This window comes from Streptomyces sp. NBC_00102 (genome assembly GCF_026343115.1).
Taxonomy (GTDB): domain Bacteria; phylum Actinomycetota; class Actinomycetes; order Streptomycetales; family Streptomycetaceae; genus Streptomyces.
Genome location: NZ_JAPEMC010000001.1, coordinates 1603999 through 1619011 on the forward strand (window position 1 = coordinate 1603999; position 15013 = coordinate 1619011).

15 protein-coding genes and 1 pseudogene are annotated in these 15013 nt (G+C 70.9%); 12 read left to right on the top strand and 4 right to left on the bottom strand.

What is annotated here, in order from left to right:
• Nucleotides 1-9 precede the first annotated feature (9 nt).
• On the top strand, nt 10-945 hold the full coding sequence (locus OHA55_RS07130) for a DUF4429 domain-containing protein (protein WP_266703861.1): 936 nt from the start codon (nt 10-12) through the stop codon (nt 943-945).
• Nucleotides 946-1042: 97 nt separating this feature from the next.
• Here the strand turns inward: OHA55_RS07130 and OHA55_RS07135 are convergent, their stop codons facing one another.
• Nucleotides 1043-1612 carry a GNAT family N-acetyltransferase gene (locus OHA55_RS07135; protein WP_266703863.1) on the bottom strand — a complete coding sequence of 190 codons (570 nt, stop codon included), beginning with the start codon at nt 1610-1612 and terminating at the stop codon, nt 1043-1045.
• Nucleotides 1613-1684: 72 nt separating this feature from the next.
• Between OHA55_RS07135 and OHA55_RS07140 the strand changes: the two genes are divergently transcribed.
• The 5 genes from OHA55_RS07140 (at nt 1685) to cpt (ending at nt 5844) form a co-directional block, all read left to right on the top strand.
• Complete coding sequence (locus OHA55_RS07140) at nt 1685-2281, top strand: TetR family transcriptional regulator (protein ID WP_266703864.1); 597 nt, start codon at nt 1685-1687, stop codon at nt 2279-2281.
• A gap of 198 nt (nt 2282-2479) precedes the next feature.
• A complete protein-coding gene (locus tag OHA55_RS07145) occupies nt 2480-3073 on the top strand; it encodes a hypothetical protein (protein ID WP_266703866.1) in 594 nt (197 codons plus the stop codon).
• 34 nt (nt 3074-3107) lie between these two features.
• Nucleotides 3108-3830 carry a hypothetical protein gene (locus OHA55_RS07150; RefSeq protein ID WP_266703868.1) on the top strand — a complete coding sequence of 241 codons (723 nt, stop codon included), beginning with the start codon at nt 3108-3110 and terminating at the stop codon, nt 3828-3830.
• Between the two features lie 227 nt (nt 3831-4057).
• Nucleotides 4058-5314: an MFS transporter gene (locus OHA55_RS07155; RefSeq protein WP_266703870.1), complete on the top strand. Its 1257-nt coding sequence runs from the start codon at nt 4058-4060 to the stop codon at nt 5312-5314.
• Nucleotides 5311-5844: a chloramphenicol phosphotransferase CPT gene (cpt, locus tag OHA55_RS07160; RefSeq protein WP_266703872.1), complete on the top strand. Its 534-nt coding sequence runs from the start codon at nt 5311-5313 to the stop codon at nt 5842-5844. Before OHA55_RS07155 ends, cpt begins: the two co-directional genes overlap by 4 nt.
• A gap of 130 nt (nt 5845-5974) precedes the next feature.
• Here cpt and OHA55_RS07165 read toward each other — a convergent pair whose 3' ends face one another.
• Nucleotides 5975-6991 (bottom strand): aldo/keto reductase, encoded by a 1017-nt coding sequence (locus tag OHA55_RS07165; RefSeq protein WP_266703874.1) that lies wholly within the window; start codon nt 6989-6991, stop codon nt 5975-5977.
• A complete protein-coding gene (locus OHA55_RS07170; protein ID WP_266703876.1) occupies nt 6991-7437 on the bottom strand; it encodes a MerR family transcriptional regulator in 447 nt (148 codons plus the stop codon). The genes OHA55_RS07165 and OHA55_RS07170 overlap by 1 nt, the downstream gene beginning before the upstream one ends.
• A gap of 141 nt (nt 7438-7578) precedes the next feature.
• Between OHA55_RS07170 and OHA55_RS07175 the strand changes: the two genes are divergently transcribed.
• Nucleotides 7579-8394: a serine hydrolase gene (locus OHA55_RS07175; protein WP_266703878.1), complete on the top strand. Its 816-nt coding sequence runs from the start codon at nt 7579-7581 to the stop codon at nt 8392-8394.
• A 289-nt stretch (nt 8395-8683) separates the two neighbouring features.
• Entirely contained in the window at nt 8684-9520 is an 837-nt protein-coding gene (locus OHA55_RS07180) for a bifunctional 2-polyprenyl-6-hydroxyphenol methylase/3-demethylubiquinol 3-O-methyltransferase UbiG (protein ID WP_266703880.1), read from the top strand.
• A gap of 245 nt (nt 9521-9765) precedes the next feature.
• Here the strand turns inward: OHA55_RS07180 and OHA55_RS07185 are convergent, their stop codons facing one another.
• Nucleotides 9766-10146 carry an ATP-binding protein gene (locus OHA55_RS07185; RefSeq protein ID WP_266710462.1) on the bottom strand — a complete coding sequence of 127 codons (381 nt, stop codon included), beginning with the start codon at nt 10144-10146 and terminating at the stop codon, nt 9766-9768.
• 167 nt (nt 10147-10313) lie between these two features.
• Here OHA55_RS07185 and OHA55_RS07190 point away from each other — a divergent pair, with 167 nt between their 5' ends.
• The 4 genes and pseudogenes from OHA55_RS07190 (at nt 10314) to OHA55_RS36475 (ending at nt 15011) form a co-directional block, all read left to right on the top strand.
• On the top strand, nt 10314-11162 hold the full coding sequence (locus OHA55_RS07190) for a helix-turn-helix transcriptional regulator (RefSeq protein WP_266703882.1): 849 nt from the start codon (nt 10314-10316) through the stop codon (nt 11160-11162).
• A complete protein-coding gene (locus OHA55_RS07195; RefSeq protein ID WP_266703884.1) occupies nt 11122-11319 on the top strand; it encodes a DUF397 domain-containing protein in 198 nt (65 codons plus the stop codon). The genes OHA55_RS07190 and OHA55_RS07195 overlap by 41 nt, the downstream gene beginning before the upstream one ends.
• Nucleotides 11320-11622: 303 nt before the next feature.
• Nucleotides 11623-13280 (top strand): annotated as a pseudogene (locus OHA55_RS36470) (WD40 repeat domain-containing protein); the annotation flags it as partial.
• 36 nt (nt 13281-13316) lie between these two features.
• Complete coding sequence (locus tag OHA55_RS36475) at nt 13317-15011, top strand: WD40 repeat domain-containing protein (protein WP_323180467.1); 1695 nt, start codon at nt 13317-13319, stop codon at nt 15009-15011.
• Nucleotides 15012-15013: the final 2 nt, after the last annotated feature.

Here is a 15013-nt window from a genome sequence, read left to right on the forward strand (position 1 = left end):
ATGAGGCACATGGGTGATGTGCTGGCCGGAATTCATGCCACCTGGGAGTTCGACACCGACTCCGTGCTCATCCGCTTCGAACGGGGCATCCGTACGCCGAAGCTCTTCCAGAGCCTGCGGGAGCGACGCATTCCGTATGCGGCGCTGTCGGCGGTCGGTCTGACTCCGGGCAAGCGGGGCACGGTGGTTCTGCACGCCTCGCCGAGACCCGGTGCCGACCCGCTGATGGAGGCGGCGGCCGGTCAGTTGAAGGACGGCTCCGATCCCTACCGGTTGGTCCTGCCCGCCGACCGGGAGATCCTCGCGGAGTACTACCGGGACGAGTTGCGGGCCCGGCTGGACCCGGATTCCGGGCAGCCCGCGGACCGCTTCCTGGTCGCGGCACCGGAGGGCCCCCTGCGGTTCAAGGCGTACGACGGGCGGGCCAGCTTCGACGGGGAGCGGGTCTCCTTCCGCTGGTCGTGGACGGGTGCGTCCAGCGCCAAGTGGCGTGCGGGCGACCAGTCGTTCCCGGTGGAGCGGGTGGCCGGAGTGGAGTGGCGTTCCCCGGAGGCATTCGAGGGCTATCTGCGGCTGCTGACCCATCCGTCCGACGCCTCGGCGGCCGCCCCCGCCCAGCCGTGCGTCACCTCTCCCGGCGAACTGCCCGGGGGCGGGGTGCCGGTGCGTCCCGCCCAGGCCGACCAGGACCCGGCGGCCGTGCTCTTCGGCCTGGGTTACGGCCCGGTGCACGAGTCGCTGCCGTTCGCGGCGGCGGTCCTGGAGTCCGCGCGCCGCAGGCCGTCCGTACCCGTACCGACCTCGCTGGTACCGGTCGGCGCGGCGCGGCGCGATCCGGCGGACATCGCGGAGCGGATCCGCCACCTGGGCGAGCTGCATCAGGCGGGGCTGGTGACGGACGTGGAGTTCAGCGCCAAGAAGGCGGAGTTGCTGGCGGAGTTGTAGGGCACCGAGCCCGCCCGCAGCGTCGGCGCCCGCCCCCTGGGCCGTGTGTGTCCCGCCTTGTCAGGCGACGCCTGGCACGCCCTCCGGGCGGACGGCGCTACTTCCAGACCACGGCCTGGCCGACGCTGCGGCCCGGTGCCTGCGGGGCTCCCAGCTCCTCCAGGGTCCAGGTCTGGCCGACGAGGTCGTGGCCGAAGCCCCGGTGGGGTTGCTCCTCGGTGAGGGTGAAGCCGAAGGACTGGTAGATCCGGCGCGCGGACACGAGGTTGTCGGTGGTCCACAGCGACACGCTCCGGTAGCCGGCCGCGCGGGCGAAGGCCAGGGCCTCCGCCACGAGGCGGGTGCCCGTGCCGAGCCCCCGGGCCGCCGGGGTCACCAGCAGGGTGCGCAGTTTGGCCGTGCGGTGTGTGGGGTGCGTGTCGTCGGCGACGAGCATCACGCAGCCCGCGCGTTCCCCGTCCACCTCTGCGATCCAGGCCGCTTCGGCGTCCTGGTCGCGCCCCGCCGCGTACTCGGCGACGATCTTGGCGACCAGGGACTCGAACCCGGTGTTCCAGCCGAACTGCCGGTGGTACAGCTCGCCGTGGGCCATCACGATCCAGCCCAGGTCGCCGGGCCTGTCCGCGCGGCGGACCACGCTCTCCCGCACACGGGTTCCCTCCGGCATGGCGCACTCTCCGATGTGTTCAATGACTGCCCGTTACTGACACGAGCGTGTCAGTCCTCGTAAGGTAGCCCCATGCCCCCCAGAGCCACAAACCCGTCCCCCCGCGAGACAGAGCTGCTCGAAGCCGCGTACGCGTACGCGCTCGACCACGGCCTGAACGATCTGTCCCTGCGTCCCCTGGCCGAGGCCATCGGCTCCAGCACCCGCGTCCTGATGTTCCTCTTCGGCAACAAGGACGGGCTGGTACGGGCGCTGCTGGAGAGGGCGCGCGCCGACGAACTGGCCCTGCTGGCCGGACTCCGCGGCCCCGAGCACCCCGTCGGCCTCGCCGCCGCCGCGGACGCGGTGTGGGCGTGGCTGGCCGCCGACGAACACCGGCCGCTGCTGCGCCTGTGGGCCGAGGCGTACGCCCGCTCCCTCGTCGAGCCGGACGGCCCCTGGGCGGGATTCGCCAGGCGCACCGTGGACGACTGGCTCGACGTCCTCGCCGGCTCTCAGCCGCGGACGGAACGCGACACCGGGGAGGGGATCGCCGAGCGCACGCTGACGCTGGCCGTACTGCGCGGGGCTCTCCTCGACCTGCTCGCCACCGACGACCGGGATCGGGTGACCGCCGCCGTCCGCCGGTGGCTGCCACCGCCACAGCCCCCGGAACCCGGTGCCTGCTGACCCGGCCGCCGGCGGCTGCGCACGGTGCTGCGCGGCGACGGCGCGTCGGGTGAACGGGCCCCGCGGTACGGCCTGGACCGGTCGCAGCAGCTGATGGAGGCGACCGTACGAGCGCCGACAGCCCCTCCCCTACACTCCTGTCACCGGGAGCGGCCGGGCCAGAAGACACGGGGATACGGGGATACGGGGATACGGGAAATGGGAACGGTCGGAAAGCCGGAGGCGGAGTGGTGGGACCTCCTTCCGCAAGGTGTCCGTGAGCAGGTCGACGGGTACGTCCTGCAGGACTCCGTGCTCCAGGCGATCCGCACGGTCCGAGAAGCGGGCCGCGCCCACGGGCTCGGGCTCGACGACGCCCAGCGCGTCGTCGACGAGCGTTTCCGGCACCACGGCGACAGGATCGCCCGCACCCCCGCCGACCCTCTCGACCTGGAATCCCTGACCGCCGAGGCCGCCGGGTACGGCGGACGGATCATGGCGATCGAGGCCCTGTGGGACGGCGACACCGTCCACGGCTGGTTCGTGGAGCTCCGGGCCGTCACCGCCGACCCCGCCGGTGACCACCTGCTGGCCGTCATCCACCGCTCCACGGCGGTACGGCTCCTCGGGGAGGGGCACGCCCAGCCCTCGGCGGCCGCCGCCGAACGGTTCGGCCGCCCGCTCGCGGCGCACCTCTCGGTCCCCTTCCACTTCGCGAGTCCGGATGCCCCGGACGACGAGGCCCCGCGCTGGTCGGCCGCCGGCCGGAACAGCGCCTCGGCCGCGGGTGGGAACGGCGCGCACCAGAACTGATGAACCGATCCGGGCGAGTCGGCAGAATGCCCTCGTGACCCACGCCGAAGACCTGCGCCCCGCCCACATACCCGGGTACGAGAGCGACGCACTCACCCACCCCACCGACCTCCTCGACGACACCCTGTTCTGGCTGGGACACCTCCACTCGTGTCCGGCCGGCGAGGAGACGGAGGAGTTGCTGCTCGGCGCGGACGAGGAGGCGGCCCTCGCGTACCACGAGCAGTTGTGGAGGTACGCGGACTGGCCGACGTTCACCGTCCCGCTCGCCGGAGGCCACCGCATCCACATCGTCTACCGCACCTTCGAGGACGATCCCGGGGTCGACTACCTCCTCCACCAACCGAGTTGGGACCAGGCCGAGTATCTGGCCTCGGACGAGGGGCACTTCATGGGGCCGGGCCTGTCCTGGCCGGAACTGGTGGCGGCGGCCGACAACGGGCTGCCCGGCGGCAGTACCACCGACCCGCACGCCCGGCTGCTGCTCCTGTTCCCCGCGTTCGGCGACGAGGACGTTCCCGAGGACGCCGCCGTGCGGCTGACGGCAGCCCTGCGCGCCCGCACCGGCGTCGACGATCCCCAGGCGCTCGCGGTCGCGCTCCTGGACGACCAGGGTCCGACCGGCCCGGTGGGCTGGCGCACCACCGTCCACGGCGTCAGGGTCGGCGAGGGTTCCCACTCCTACCGCAATCCGGCCAATCCCTTCGCGCTGCCGCCGGACCGGATGGCACGGGTCTCGGCCGCACTGACGCCCTGAGCCGGCGGGCAAGGCACCCGCACCCGCATCCGCATCCGCCGGGTACCCGTACCACCGGGCGTCGCGCCGCGGAGGACCGTGGACAGGACCGCGGACAGGACCGTCGAGAGCCGCCGAGAACCGCCGAGGACCGCCCTCTTCAGGCCCGCCCCGAACAACTCCCTTGCGTCGACAGGTAAGAAGCGAAAATCTTACCCAGCTATTACGGTCGACCAGGAGAGCCACCCATGCCCGCACTGCTACCGGAGTCCGCACCCCAACGCGCGCTCGCCGCCTCGAACTTCGTCTACACCCTCGGCAGCGGTGTCTATCTGACCGCCGGAGTCCTCTACTTCACGCAGGCGGTCCATCTCCCGGCCTCCCGGGTGGGGCTCGGGCTCGGTGCGGCGGGGATCGTCGCGCTGGCCGTGGGCGTCGCCGTCGGCCACCTCGCGGACCGGCGCGGTGCACGCGGCATCTACGCGAGCACCCTGGCCGTGCAGGCGGTGGCCACGGCGGGCTTCCTGTGGGCGGACAGTTTCTGGCTGTTCGTCCTCGCGGTGGGCGTGGCCAGTGGTGGCAAGGCGGCCGGTCAGGCTGCCCGCAGCCCGTTGATCCGGCACTACGGAGGGGACCGGCCGCAGGCCTTCCGCTCCTACCTCCGCGCGGTGACCAATGTGGGCATCTCCCTCGGCGCTCTGGCGGCCGGCTGGGCGGTCCAGGTGGGTACGGTCCCGGCCTACCGGCTCCTGGTCGTCGGCAACGCGGTAGCTTTCGCCGCATCGGCGGTGATCCTGCTGCGGCTGCCTCCGGTGAAGCCCGTGCCCAGCACCGGCGGTCCCCGCTGGGCCGCGCTGCGGGACGGCCCGTACCTCGCGCTCACCGCGCTCGACGGTGTGATGAACGTCCAGTTCAGGGTGCTCACGGTGGCGATTCCGCTCTGGCTGGTCACCGCCACCACCGCGCCGCACTCGCTGATCTCGGTCGTGGTCCTGCTCAACACGGTGACCATCGTGCTGTTCCAGGTCCGGGCCGGCCGCAACGTCGCCTCCCCGGCGGCCGGCGGAGCCGCCTACCGCAAGGCTGGGGTGGCCTTCCTCGCCTCCTGTTCCCTGATCTCCCTGTCGGCGGGGACACCTGCCTGGGTCGCCGTCACGCTTCTCGTCGTCGCGATGGTGATCCACACGATCGGCGAACTCTGGCACGCGGCAGCGGGCTTCGAGGTGTCCTACGCCCTCGCCCCGCAGCACGCCACCGGTCAGTACCTCGGCGTGTTCGGCCTGGGCGCCGGAATCGCCGAGGCCCTCGGGCCGTCCCTGCTGATCTCGCTCTGCATCACCTGGGGGCGCCCGGGCTGGTACGTCGTCGGGTCGATGTTCGCGCTCACGGGCATGGCCGCCCCGGCCGCCGTCCGCTGGGCGCAGCGCACGGGTGCCCGTTCCACCGTAGCCCCGCCGGAAAACGCGGTGGCCTCCGCGCCGGTCTCCTCTACGGTGAGTCGATGACGACTCAGGTGATCGTGTTGAACGGCGGTTCCAGCTCCGGCAAGTCCGGGATCGTCCGGTGTCTCCAGGCGGTGCTGCCGGAGCCGTGGCTGGCCGCCGCGATCGACACCCTGGTGGACTCGCTGCCCGCGTCGATGCGGACGTCCGACGGGGGCATCGAGTTCACCGCGGACGGCGGGGTGAACGTCGGTTCGGAGTTCCGCAGGCTGGAGGCGGCCTGGATGGAGGGCGTCGCGGCGACGGCCCGTGCGGGTGCCCGGGTGATCGTCGACGACGTCTTCCTCGGCGGCGCGGAATCCCAGGCGCACTGGCAGAAGGCCCTCGTGGGGCTGGACGTGCTGTGGGTCGGGGTCAGGTGCGCGAGCGAGGTCGCCTCGGGCCGGGAGATCGCGCGCGGCGACCGTGCGCGGGGCATGGCCGCGGCCCAGGCGGAATCGGTCCACCGGGGCGTGGTCTACGACCTGGAGGTCGACACCACGCGTTCGGAGTCGCTGGAGTGCGCCCGGGTCATCGCCGCCCGCGCCGCCTGAACGACGCCTGGCCGGACGGGCGTCCGCCTCCCGCGTGCCCCGTTGGCGCCACGAGGGTCCGGGAGGCGGCGCGCGGCGGGCGCCCTCGTACGGGGTCCGCCGTGCACCGCCTCCCGGAGGTGTGCGGGGTCTACTTCTCCCGCGCCGCCGCCGTGCTGCTCATGTCCGGGTAGCGGTCGCCCGCCACCTGGCCGGCGATCGGCTCCAGCTCCGCCAGCTCCTCGGGGGTGAGGTGGATCCGGACCGCGCCGAGGTTCTCCAGCAGCCGGGTGGACTTGCGGGTGCCGGGGATCGGTACGACGGTCAGGCCGTGCACCTGGGCGCGCTGGTGCACCCAGGCGAGCGCCACCTGCGCGGGGGTCGCGCCGTGTGCCTCGGCGATCCGGCGGACCGGCTCCAGCAGGGCCGCGTTGTTCTTCGCGTTGTCGCCCGTGAAGCGGGGCTGGTACTGCCGGAAGTCGTCCTTCCCCAGTTCCTTGCCGGCGTCCGCGAACGCCCCGGTCAGGAAGCCCCGGCCGAGCGGCGAGTACGGCACCAGGGTGACGCCCAGCTCGGCCGCCGCCGGTACCGCGCTGCGCTCCAGGTCCCGGCTGAAGAGCGACCACTCCGACTGGAGGGCGGCGATCGGGTGCACCGCGTGCGCCTCGCGCAGCTCCGGCCCGGTCACCTCGCTCAGCCCGAGCTGCTTGACCTTGCCCTCCTTGATCAGCTCGGCCATCGCGCCGACGGACTCGGCGAACGGGACCCGCGGGTCGTAACGGTGCATGTAGTAGAGGTCGATCACGTCGGTGCCGAGGCGGCGCAGGCTCGCCTCCACCGCCTGCTTGATGTAGGCCGCGTCGTTGCGTACGGCCCGGTACTCCGGGTCGTCGGACCGCTCGATGGCGAACTTGGTTGCCAGAGTGATCCGGTCGCGGTTGGTCCCGACGAACGAGGCGAGGAACTCCTCGTTGGCGCCGCGTCCGTAGATGTCGGCGGTGTCGAAGAGGGTGACCCCCGCGTCCAGGGCGGTGTGCAGGGTGTCGTGGGCGGCCATCTCGTCGGTCGCGCCGTAGAACTCGCTCATGCCCATGCAGCCGAGTCCCTGGACGCCGACCTGCGGTCCGTCCGCTCCGAGCTGCACGGTGGGAAGGGTGTTCTCCGTCATCAGCCACACGGCCTTTCCGGCGCCCGTCGGGCGCTCGCGTAGAAGTCGATCTTGTAGTCGAGCACGGTGAGCGTGTCGTGGAGCTCCGCGATCCGCGCCCGTACGTCGCGGCGGGTCGCCTCCAGCAGCTCCTGCCTCTCGTCGAAGGTGTGCTCGCCCTCGCGCAGCAGCTCCGCGTACCGGACCATGTCGGCCACCGGCATGCCGGTCAGCCGGAGCTTGCCCACGAAGGCCAGCCAGTCGAGGTCCTTGTCGGTGAACCGCCGCTGTCCGGTCTGCGAGCGGTCCACGTGCGGCATCAGGCCGATCCGCTCGTACCAGCGCAGGGTGTGCGCGGTGAGCCCGGTGCGGGCGGCCACCTCGCTGATCGTGTACCGGACCGTCCGCCCCGTCGGGGCAGCCTGCCGGGGCACGGGCCGTACGGACGTGCTCTGCGTCACCGTCATGTCTTCAACGTTAGATCGTTGGAGTGCACTCGAAGCAAATGGAATCGGGCACGACTTCGGCGCCGGTCCGTCCCGCGCGGTGTTCCCCCGGCGCCCGGGGCCGTCGCGGGGCGGGTGCACGCTGCCTCTACCCTCGTAACCATGCAGAGCCTGGCACAGATCGAGAACTGGCCCGTCCCCACCGCGGCAGCCGCCGTCGTCCGCGCGGACGGCACTGTCCTCGGTACGCACGGTGACACCGCGCACCGCTTCCCGCTCGCCTCGGTGACGAAGCCCCTGGCGGCGTACGCGGCACTCGTGGCGTACGAGGAGGGGGCCGTGGAGCTGGACGAACCGGCCGGACCGGAGGGCTCGACCGTCCGCCACCTGCTCGCCCACACCAGCGGCCTCGCCTTCGACGAGCACCGGGCGACGGCCCCGGCGGGTACGCGGCGCCTCTACTCCAACGCCGGCTTCGAGGTCCTCGGCGAGCACCTCGCCAAGGCGTCCGGCATCCCCTTCGCGGACTACGCCCGCGAGGCGGTCTTCGCACCGCTGGGGATGGCTTCCACCACCATCGACGGCTCCCCCGCCAAGGACGGCGTCTCGACCGTGGACGACCTGGTCCGCTTCGTCGCCGAGGTCCAGGCACCCCGGCTTCTGGACCCGCGCACGGTGCTGGAGGCGCAGACCGTCGTGCACCCCGGGCTCAAGGGCGTACTGCCCGGGTACGGCCACCAGAACCCCAACGACTGGGGCCTCGGCTTCGAGATCCGCGACTCCAAGTCCCCGCACTGGACCGGTACCGCCTCCTCCCCCGCGACTTTCGGCCACTTCGGCCAGTCCGGCACCTTCCTCTGGATCGACCCGGTCGCGGGCCTGGCCTGCGTCGCCCTGACCGACCGCGCCTTCGGCCCCTGGGCGGCCGAGGCGTGGACGCCGTTCACCGACGCGGTACTGGCGGAGGCGGGCCGGTAGTCGACGACTGACAGGAGCCGGACGGCCGAGGTACGGCGCGCCTCGGCCGGGCGGGCGGTGGCCTGTGCAGGATTCGGAGGGCGGCGCCCTCGGTCGTCCGACCGGGGCCACCCGCACCCCCACCCCGCACGAAAGGCCCGGCCATGCCGCACCCCGTCGTCAGCAGCCTCCTGTTCCCACCGCCTCCCACCGGCGTACGGACCTCCGCACCCGCCCGCCCCGCGACACCAGCCGGCCGGCTGGTGTCGCCGGCAGTCCGCGAGGTGCTCGGCTCCGCGCGGGTGACGGTGTGAACCCCGCGCCGCGCGGGGGCGCTTCAGAGGGCGGCGGCCGCTACGGTGAGGCGTTCTTCCGCCCCGAGCAGGCGGGCGAGGGGGAGCGCATCGACTACGGCGCCCTCGCCTACGACGACATCAGCCTCGCGCGCTTGCGGGCGCTCGGGGCCGGGCCGGGGTGGCGCTGCCTCGACGTGGGCGCGGGCACGGGCACGGTCTCCCGCCGTCTGCTGGGCGAGGCCGGGGTGGAGAGCGTACTCGCCGTCGACCGCGACGTACGGTTCCTCGGCGAGCGGCCGGTTCCCGGGCTCGACCTGCTGGAGGCCGACATCACCGCCCCGGGCTTCGTCTCCGGCCAGTACGACCTCGTCCACGCCCGCTTCGTCCTGATGCACCTGGCCGAACACGAGAGCCTGATCCCCGCACTGGCCGAACTCGTCGCACCTGGTGGGGTGTTGGTGCTCAGCGACGCGGTGGACCTGACCAGCGACCGTACGCCCGACACCCCGTACACCACGGCGATGCGGGCGATGTGGCAGGGGCTGCGGGCCTCCATCGGCACCGATGTGTCCTGGGTGCCGTCGTACCCGCACCTGCTGCGCGGGGCGGGGCTTGAACCCGTCGCCGCCGAGATCCACGTACCGCCGCTCCAGCCGGGCAGCCCCCTCAGCCGCTTCTGGGCGGACACGTGGGAGCGCAGCCGGCCCGCGATGCTCGCCACCGGCCTGGTGGACGACACCGCCGTCGACGCGGCGATCCGCTACCTGGTCTCCGACGAGTGCGCCGCGCTCTCGGCCGGAATGCTCACGGCGTGGGGGTGGAAGCCCGGGAAGCGCAGTTCCGGTCCCTGACCGGCGGGCCACGACAACACCGCCCGGCAAAGCTCCTGTCGAGGTGGCGGCACACCTGCGGAGCCCCTCCCACCGTCGATGTCAGTACCTCGGTATACGGTGCTGTGCGGTTAACGGCCGGACGGAGATCGCGAGGGGCTCGCGGCCATGGGGGGTGGGTTGCACAGGCCCCGGCTCCGGCTCGGGACTGGAAACATCTTGCCCATCCCCACCCCCACACTCCGGGGCAGCACCAGGGCCGGAGGTCAGCCGCCCCCGGCCGCACCTCCCCCGCCGGCCAGACATTCGAACCACACCGTCTTGCCGCCGCCGTCCTCCCGTACGTCCACACCCCACTTGTCGGCGACGGCATCGACCAGGAGCAGCCCTCTGCCGCCCTCGTCGAGCGCGTCGCGCACGGTCGCCGTAGGCAGTTCGGGACTGCTGTCAGTGACCTCCACGCGCACCCCCTCGTCGCCCATCAGGTAGATGCAGAGCTGACAGTGGCGACCGGGCACGTGGCGGACGACATTCGCGATCAGCTCGGTGAGCGCGAGTTCGGCCGCGCCGGCCAGATCGAGAAGACCCCGGTCGACGAGGTAGAGCCGCAGGATGCGACGGAGATGCCGGGCGGAATGCTCGCCCATCGTGAAGTCTGCGTGGTACACGGGTTCCCTGACGACGGGCGAGGTCTCCACGGCTCCTGACCGCAGGACAGTTACGTGATTCATGTCACCAGCGTGCAGTGATCCGACTACGCTCGGCTACGTACCGAAACGAACGCCGCCAGGCGTTGCACGCCGGAGGTCCCCCCGTGGCCAACATCCAGACGCTCGACCCCAGCACCTCGCCGCTGGCCTACTACGGCTGGGAGCTGCGCCGTCAGCGCGAAGCCGCGAACCTCAAACAGGGCCAGCTCGGAGCCATCATCTTCTGTACGGGGTCACTGATCGGCCAGATCGAGACCGCGCGGAAGGTCCCCACCCGGGACTTCTCGGAGCGGCTGGACGCGGCGCTCGGCACGGGCGGGCTGTTCTCCAGGCTGATCGGTCTGGTGCTGCGCAGCCAACTACCCACGTGGTTCCAGGCATACGCGGAGATGGAGTCGCGGGCGACGTACATCTCCACGTATCAGTCACAGGTGGTGTACGGACTCCTCCAGACCGAGGAGTACGCGCGTGCGGTCCTGGCGACCGGCATGCCCGAGGACTTGGACGGCCTGTTGGCCGCGCGCATGGAGCGCCAACGCATCCTGGAGCAGGAACAGCCGCCGCTCGCCTGGGTCATCCTGGACGAGGCGGTGCTCACCCGCCCGATCGGAGGGCGGCGGGTCATGCGAAGCCAACTCGCCAAGTTGTTGGAGCTCGCCGGTCATCGCTGGATGCGCATTCAGGTGCTGCCCTTCTCGGCAGGCGAGCACGCAAGTCTTGCCGGCTCGTTCAATCTCCTGCGCTTCGAGAACGATCCGGACCTCGTGTACACCGAGGACGTCATCTCCGGCCACATGACCGCCAATCCGGAAACCATCCGCGAAGCGTCTCTCCGATACGCTCACCTGCAAGGGGCTGTCCTGACTGTCGAGAAGTCGGCGGCTCTGATCAGCCGCGTCATGAAGGAGCGTTATGAGGACCGACCCGGACCCGACGAAGGCGCGGTGGCGTAAGTCCAGCTACAGCGCCAACACTGGCGGGGACTGCCTCGAAGTGGCCGACGGCTGCCCCAACGGCTCCGTACCGGTCCGCGACAGCAAGGTCCCGGACGGTCCGGTCGTGACCGTCGGCCCCGTCGCCTGGCAGGCGTTCGTGGACGGGCTCCGATAGGACACGACTGCGGTCAGGGCTGGCTGGATTCGCCGCGCCTGGTTGATCCTGCCTCCGCAAGGTCCGATGATGCCGATTACTGCTTGGATCGGAGGACAAGCAAATGCTGCGTGAATCGGACCTGTCACTGGCCGTCGCGGCATGAGGCACCGATTACAGCTGACGCTGCAAGTGGTGCTGGTTCTGGTAGCGAGCCTGTTCGGCATCGTCACCGACTACGCCACCAATGTCGATGACACTCCCTGGCTGCTGAAGGTCATCCAGCATGCGTCCGTACCGGCCATCGGTATCCTGCTCGTCGCCATGGTCGTCGGCCAAGTCCTCGTGTACCGGCTGGAGAACCCTCCGCCGCCACCGACCGACTGGCCACGTGACCGGGTGCCCTATCCCGGGCTGGATGCCTTCTCCGAGGACGAGGCAGCTGTTTTCTTCGGGCGAGAGACCCTGGCAGCCGACCTGACACGCACGCTGCACGCTTCGTCGGATCGGCCGGCCGACCGCTTCCTGACGCTCGTCGGGGCGTCCGGAAGCGGCAAATCATCGTTGGTCAGAGCCGGAGTCATTCCGCGTTTGCAAGAGCGTCGGTGGACCCTTGTACCCGCGTTCTCCCCCGGCCCCAATCCGCTGGGAGCACTCGCGTCCGCGCTGGCTGCCGCCAACGGCAGTCAGGAGCCAACGGCTGCGGTCCTGCGCCGGCTTCGGCAGGGGTCGGACTCGCTGAGGAGTGAGCTGGCCCGGCTGCGCGTCGGCCGATTCCGGCGCGTCCTTCTGGTGATCGACCAGTTCGAGGAGGTCCTCACCCTCGTCGGTGATCGAGAGCACACCCAGTTCCTCGGCCTGATCCGCGCCTGCCTGGATCAGGACCCCTCGGTGCATGTGCTGATCACCATCCGGGTGGACTTCCTCGGCCGGATTCTCGCCACTCGGCACGCCGATCTCTTCCACCACCCGATTGCCCTGGGCTCGTTGTCCCGAAGCCAGTTCGCTCAGGTGGTGGAGCGCCCGGGGCGCTGGTCGGCCTCTCCTTCGCTCCCGGTGTTGTGGACACCATCGTGGAGGAGGCCGCGACGGACGACGCTCTGCCGCTGCTCGCCTACCTCCTCCAGGAGTTGTACTTCGCCTCCGGCCCCGGGGGGACGGTCACACCGGAGCTCTACCGCAGCCTCGGTGGGGTCGCCGGTGCGCTCGCACGGCAGGCGGACCAGATGGTGGCAGTTCTGGGACCGGACGACGGCATCGATTTCGTCCTTCGAGTACTGCTGCGGTTCGTCACGGTCCAGGGTCAGGATGTGGCCCGTGAACGAGTCGAATTGGCCGGTCTCACCGCCCGCGAGCGGCGCGTGGTGGATGCCTTCATCGATGCGCGGCTTCTTGTCTCGGACGTTCATGAAGACCCTGTTTCCGGTCGGCTTCCCTACGCGCAGGTCACGCACGAGGCCCTGTTCCGTCAGTGGGCGCCCCTCCGGCAGGAAGTCGAGTCGCGCATCGAACAACTGCGGGAACGCGCGGAACTGGAGCGTTGGGCCCAGGACTGGGAGCAGTCCGGTCGCAGCGACGACTACCTGCTCACGGGAGAACGGCTCACACTCGCCCAGCGGCGGCTCACGGTGCTCGATGAGGCGGGACAAGCCACCCAGCCCGTCCGAACGCTGGTCCACCACTCCCAGCAGCGGGATCTCGTCTACCTGGGCAGGCTCTCCGAAAGCCTCGGCCGGCATGCACTCGACACTGCGCAGAGCCATCCCGAGCAGGCGATACTCCTCTCCCTGGCAGCGCTCGGTGAATGCACGCCCACTCCTTCGGCCCGTCGTGGTCTCATGGCAGCCCTGGCTGCGAGTCACCACCGCGTCAGCATGGACGAGCACACCGATACGGTCCGCCACATTGCCTGGTCGCCCGACGGCCGGCATCTGGCCACCGCGTCCCGGGACGGCAGTGCCCGCGTCTTCGACGCTGCCACGGGCCGCTCGCTTCTCGTGCTGTCCTCCGGCGGCGCCATGGTCGAGTCCGTCACCTGGTCCCCGGACTCCGCCCTGATCGCGACAGCGGGGCGGGAGAGGGTTGTACGGGTCTGGGACGCGCGCACCGGGAATCCGGTCCGGCTTCTGACCGGGGCCACGGACATCGTCAGGCAGGTGTCGTGGTCGCCCGACGGCAGTTCCATCGCGGCCACCTCGAAGGACTGTGTGGTACGCGTCTGGAGCGCCTCCACCGGCGCCCTCCTCCGGGCATTGCGTGGCCACCGGGACGACACGTGGGGCATCACCTGGGCCCCGGACAGCACGCGCGTCGCCTCCGCGTCCCACGACCAGAGGGCGATCGTGTGGGACGTCGCATCCGGGGCCGCCGTCCTCACGCTGACCGGCCACTCCGACTTCGTCGAAGGCGTCGCATGGTCACCGGACGGGAAATCCATCGCCACCGGATCGGGGGATCACACGGCCCGTATCTGGGACGCCCGGACCGGGGCGCTGAAGCTCTTGGTGCGCGGACACTCGGACTACGTGTGGAATCTCGCCTGGTCGGGGGACAGTCGGATACTCGCTTCCGCCTCGTCCGATCACACGGTCCGCCTCGTCCGTGCCGACGACGCCAAGGTGCTCGCCGTACTCCACGGCCACTCGGACACGGTGTGGGGCGTGGCCTGGTCGCCGTCGGGAGCGCAGCTCGCCACGAGTTCGACCGACGGGACCGCTCGTGTCTGGGATCTCTACCCGCGAGGAGCCGAAGCTGTCGCCGCCTACGGCCACGGGGGCCCGGTGAATCAGGCGGTCTGGTCCGCCGACGAGCGCAGCTTCGCGACGGCGTCCGACGACGGCACCGTCAGGGTGTGGAATGCCGCTGACGGGACCTCCGCAGGCCCGGAGACCGTACTCGAAGACCGGGTGTGGAGCGTTGCCTGGTCGCCGCAGCACGATCGGCTCGCCTGCACAACCAACGGCGGCCTCTTCCGGATCGTGGACGCAACAGGCTCCGCTCTGATCGAGTCACGGGGTGAGGTCGTTGAAGGGTGCGCCTGGTCGCCACAGGGTGATCGCATCGCAACGGGCGGGCACGACGGAACCGTACGTGTGCGGGCAGCTGACACAGGGGTGGAACTGACCGTGTTGACGGGCCACCAGGATTGGGTGGGACGTATCGCTTGGTCCCCTGGCGGCCAGTACGTGGCCAGTGCGTCCGACGATCGCACATGCCGCTTGTGGGATGTCGCGGAGAGCCGGCAACTCACCGTCCTGCGCGGTCATGAGAACTACGTGGACGACGTCTCATGGGCGCCGGACGAACGGCACGTCGTCACCGCCTCGGGTGACTGGACCGCAGCAGTGTGGGACGTGGATACAGGCCGGCGTGTCCACGTACTGAAAGGCCATGAGGGACGCGTCCGAGCAGTGGGGTGGTCTCCCGACGGTCAGCATGTCGCCACGGGCTCGGACGATCGGACGGTTCGGATCTGGTCGGCCTCCACCTTCGAGGAGGTCGCCGTCGTCGGGGTCCACCAGGACAAGGTGGCCTCGGTCGCATGGTCGCGGGACAGCACGCGCCTGTTGACCGCATCGTTCGACGGAACGGCCCGCATCTGGCCGGCCTTCCCCGACTACGGCGGACTCGAAGCCCATGCCCGGGGCAGGGTGTTCCGGACTCTGACCCAAGTCGAACGTCGTCGTCACCTGCTGCCGTTGGCGACGACATAGCG

Bases quoted from the DNA above. Each gene is read 5' to 3' on its own strand.
- OHA55_RS07130 (WP_266703861.1), top strand. From the start codon at position 10: ATGGGTGATGTGCTGGCCGGAATTCATGCCACCTGGGAGTTCGACACC.
- OHA55_RS07135 (WP_266703863.1), bottom strand. From the start codon at position 1,612: ATGCCGGAGGGAACCCGTGTGCGGGAGAGCGTGGTCCGCCGCGCGGAC.
- OHA55_RS07140 (WP_266703864.1), top strand. From the start codon at position 1,685: ATGCCCCCCAGAGCCACAAACCCGTCCCCCCGCGAGACAGAGCTGCTC.
- OHA55_RS07145 (WP_266703866.1), top strand. From the start codon at position 2,480: ATGGGAACGGTCGGAAAGCCGGAGGCGGAGTGGTGGGACCTCCTTCCG.
- OHA55_RS07155 (WP_266703870.1), top strand. From the start codon at position 4,058: ATGCCCGCACTGCTACCGGAGTCCGCACCCCAACGCGCGCTCGCCGCC.
- cpt (WP_266703872.1), top strand. From the start codon at position 5,311: ATGACGACTCAGGTGATCGTGTTGAACGGCGGTTCCAGCTCCGGCAAG.
- OHA55_RS07165 (WP_266703874.1), bottom strand. From the start codon at position 6,991: ATGACGGAGAACACCCTTCCCACCGTGCAGCTCGGAGCGGACGGACCG.
- OHA55_RS07170 (WP_266703876.1), bottom strand. From the start codon at position 7,437: ATGACGGTGACGCAGAGCACGTCCGTACGGCCCGTGCCCCGGCAGGCT.
- OHA55_RS07175 (WP_266703878.1), top strand. From the start codon at position 7,579: ATGCAGAGCCTGGCACAGATCGAGAACTGGCCCGTCCCCACCGCGGCA.
- OHA55_RS07185 (WP_266710462.1), bottom strand. From the start codon at position 10,146: ATGGGCGAGCATTCCGCCCGGCATCTCCGTCGCATCCTGCGGCTCTAC.
- OHA55_RS07195 (WP_266703884.1), top strand. From the start codon at position 11,122: ATGAGGACCGACCCGGACCCGACGAAGGCGCGGTGGCGTAAGTCCAGC.
- OHA55_RS36475 (WP_323180467.1), top strand. From the start codon at position 13,317: ATGGTCGAGTCCGTCACCTGGTCCCCGGACTCCGCCCTGATCGCGACA.